This window comes from Saccharopolyspora sp., from assembly GCF_017434145.1.
Classification (GTDB): Bacteria; Actinomycetota; Actinomycetes; order Mycobacteriales; family Pseudonocardiaceae; genus Saccharopolyspora_C; species Saccharopolyspora_C galaxeae.
The window spans coordinates 1-2451 of sequence record NZ_JAFRFW010000764.1 but is presented as its reverse complement, the minus strand read 5'-3'; the positions used below and the strand labels follow the sequence as shown (position 1 = coordinate 2451).

At 70.9% G+C, this 2451-nt stretch carries 4 protein-coding genes and 1 pseudogene; all 5 read right to left on the bottom strand.

Going from position 1 to position 2451, the window contains the following annotated elements:
- Positions 1–235, bottom strand: a pseudogene (locus IJH84_RS20755) (hypothetical protein); the annotation flags it as partial.
- A 12-nt stretch (positions 236–247) separates the two neighbouring features.
- Positions 248–1084 carry a PspA/IM30 family protein gene (locus IJH84_RS20750; RefSeq protein WP_200070046.1) on the bottom strand — a complete coding sequence of 279 codons (837 nt, stop codon included), beginning with the start codon at positions 1082–1084 and terminating at the stop codon, positions 248–250.
- 97 nt (positions 1085–1181) lie between these two features.
- Complete coding sequence (locus IJH84_RS20745) at positions 1182–1373, bottom strand: hypothetical protein (RefSeq protein WP_200070047.1); 192 nt, start codon at positions 1371–1373, stop codon at positions 1182–1184.
- Between the two features lie 52 nt (positions 1374–1425).
- Positions 1426–1914, bottom strand: coding sequence for a helix-turn-helix transcriptional regulator (locus IJH84_RS20740; protein ID WP_200070048.1), 489 nt, complete (start codon positions 1912–1914; stop codon positions 1426–1428).
- Positions 1915–2137: 223 nt separating this feature from the next.
- Positions 2138–2451 (bottom strand): CinA family protein (locus tag IJH84_RS20735; RefSeq protein ID WP_295147886.1); only part of this gene is annotated, 314 nt, incomplete at its 5' end.

Here is a 2451-nt window from a genome sequence, read left to right as displayed (position 1 = left end):
CGGGCATGCCGAACACGTGCGGCGCGAACGCCCCGTACGAGCCGGCCGCGAACACCCCGGTGCCCACGGTTCCCGTGATGGCGGTCTGCCTGCTGCGCTTGCGCTTGCGCAGCAACCTGGCGCGCGGATCACGCCACCGCGCGAGCTTGCGGCGGAACTCACCGGCGATCGGGCCGCGCAGCTCCCGCAGCGCGGCCTCGCCCCATTCCGCCAGCTCCTTCTTCTGCGGCGGCATCGGCGAACTCGCTCAGACCTGGCCGGTCTGCGGGTTCTGCTGCTGCTGTTGCGGCTGGGTGGACGGCTCGGCCGCCTGCCCGCCGGTGACCTGCTGCTGTTGCCCGCCGGTGACCTGCTGCTGATCGTTGCTGCCCATCGAGGCGCGCAGCTGCTCCAGGCGGTTCGAGCCCGCGGCGTCGATGGAAGCCTGCTGGACCTCCATCATCCGGCCCTGCACGCTGTTCTGCGCCAGCTCCGCCTCACCGAGGGCGGTGCTGTAGCGGCGCTCGATCTTGTCCCGCACCTCGTCCAGCGAGGGCGTGTTGCCGGGCGCGGCCATGTCGGACATCTGCTTGAGCGAGTTCGACGCCTGCTCCTGCATCTTCGCCTGCTCGAGCTGGCTGAGCAGCTTCGTGCGCTCGGCGATCTTCTGCTGCAGCATCTGCGAGTTGCGCTCCACCGCCTGCTTGGCCTGCTCGGCGGCCTGCAGCGACTGGTCGTGCAGCGTCTTGAGGTCCTCGACCCCCTGCTCGGCGGTGACCAGCTGGCTGGCCAGCTGGGTGGCGGTCTCCTCGTACTTCTCCGCCTTGGCCGTGTCGCCTTCGGAACGCGCCTGGTCGGCCATCGTCAACGCCTGCCGCGCCGAGGACTGCAGCTTCTCGACCTCGCCGAGCTGGCGGTTCAGCTTCATCTCCAGCTGCCGCTGGTTGCCGATCACCGATGCGGCCTGCTGCGACAGGCTCTGGTGCTGACGCTGCGCATCCTCGATGGCCTGCTGGATCTGCACCTTCGGATCGGCGTTCTCGTCGACCTTCGACGAGAACGACGCCATCAGGTACTTCCAGAACTTCACGAACGGATTGGCCATCTCCTCCGCCTGCCTTCTCTGCTGCCGGTGCTGCCCGTGCGCGGCCGGGCCGCACAACTCCCCTTTCGGCGAGCCGACGGGCCGCGGCGTTTCGCGATCATCTTGCCATCGCGCCTGGTCCCCAACGGGTCCTGGCCCCATCGTGGCAGTCCGCGATGTCCGCTTCCACCAGGACGCCGAAGATCTCCGGGATTTTCCCGGGGTATCCCGCGACGGCGCCGACGCTGATCGAGCCGACGCCGCCGCCCGGGCTCGTGCCCGGCAGGCGACCGCGGCGCGCGCGGGTCATTCGATCAACGCACCGGCCACCCGGCAGGTTCCTGAGCTCGGCGGAACATTCCCTAAGCGGCCACCACGACGCCGCCGGAGTTGCGCACCGGAGCGCTGATCCGCTGGCTGAGCACCGGCTGCAGCTTGCGGTCCTCGGCGGATTCATCCGCCGCGGCGCTCGCCTGCGCCTCGGCACCCACCTCGGCGAATTCCGCGCCCGCCAGGCCGGTCTCGGCGAGGTCGGTGCCCGCCAGGCTCGGCACCAGCGTCCCGCCGTCGAAACCGGAGTCGGCCTGCTCGACCATCGCCGGGGTCAGCATCGAGCCCGCTCCGTCCAGATCGCCGGCCACGGTCACCAGCAGTTCCGGCAGCGGCACGTCCAGCGCGCCGCAGATCGAGGCCAGCAGTTCGCTCGACGCCTCCTTGCGGCCCCGTTCCACCTCCGAGAGGTAGCCGAGGCTCACCCGGGCGGCGCGCGAGACGTCCCGCAGCGTACGAGACTGAGCGGTCCGGGCGCGGCGCAGCCGTTCTCCGACCGCTTCCCGCAACAACACGGTCATCGCGCGCCTCCCTCCTTCGTCGCCTACATCGTGCGCTACGCGTCAACGCCCTCTACGTTACTCATCGCGACGGCCGCACGAGAGCGATCACCGGCAAGTCCGCCGAGGGCGAACGCATCCTGCACCCGCGGCCGCAGTCGATCAAGCGGTGATCCACCCGCGTCCACCGCCCGGCGCAGCTGCCGTGCCCAGCGACATCGCGCTGCACACGTGCCGCGGAAGTTCAACCCAGCAAGGCGCCGAACTGTTCCAACGCCACCCGAATGGCCGCCGCCCGGACGGCAGAACGATCACCGTCGAGACGCGTGGAGAACACGGTCGCAACCGACGGCCCGGCGAATCCGATGTGCACGGTCCCCGGCGCGGCGCCATCTTGCGGATCCGGCCCGGCGGCCCCGGTCAGCCCCACACCCCACGACGCTCGGCAGCGGCCCCGCGCGCCCGCGGCGAGCTGCTCGGCGACCTTCGGCTGCACCGCACCGCCCGTGGCCAGCAGCGCGGGATCCACGCCCGCCAGCTCGGCCTTGAGCTCGGTGG

What these genes read in the sequence shown, in the direction of transcription:
- IJH84_RS20740 (WP_200070048.1), bottom strand. Translation starts at nt 1,914, where the DNA reads ATGACCGTGTTGTTGCGGGAAGCGGTCGGAGAACGGCTGCGCCGCGCC.
- IJH84_RS20745 (WP_200070047.1), bottom strand. Translation starts at nt 1,373, where the DNA reads ATGACCCGCGCGCGCCGCGGTCGCCTGCCGGGCACGAGCCCGGGCGGC.
- IJH84_RS20750 (WP_200070046.1), bottom strand. Translation starts at nt 1,084, where the DNA reads ATGGCCAATCCGTTCGTGAAGTTCTGGAAGTACCTGATGGCGTCGTTC.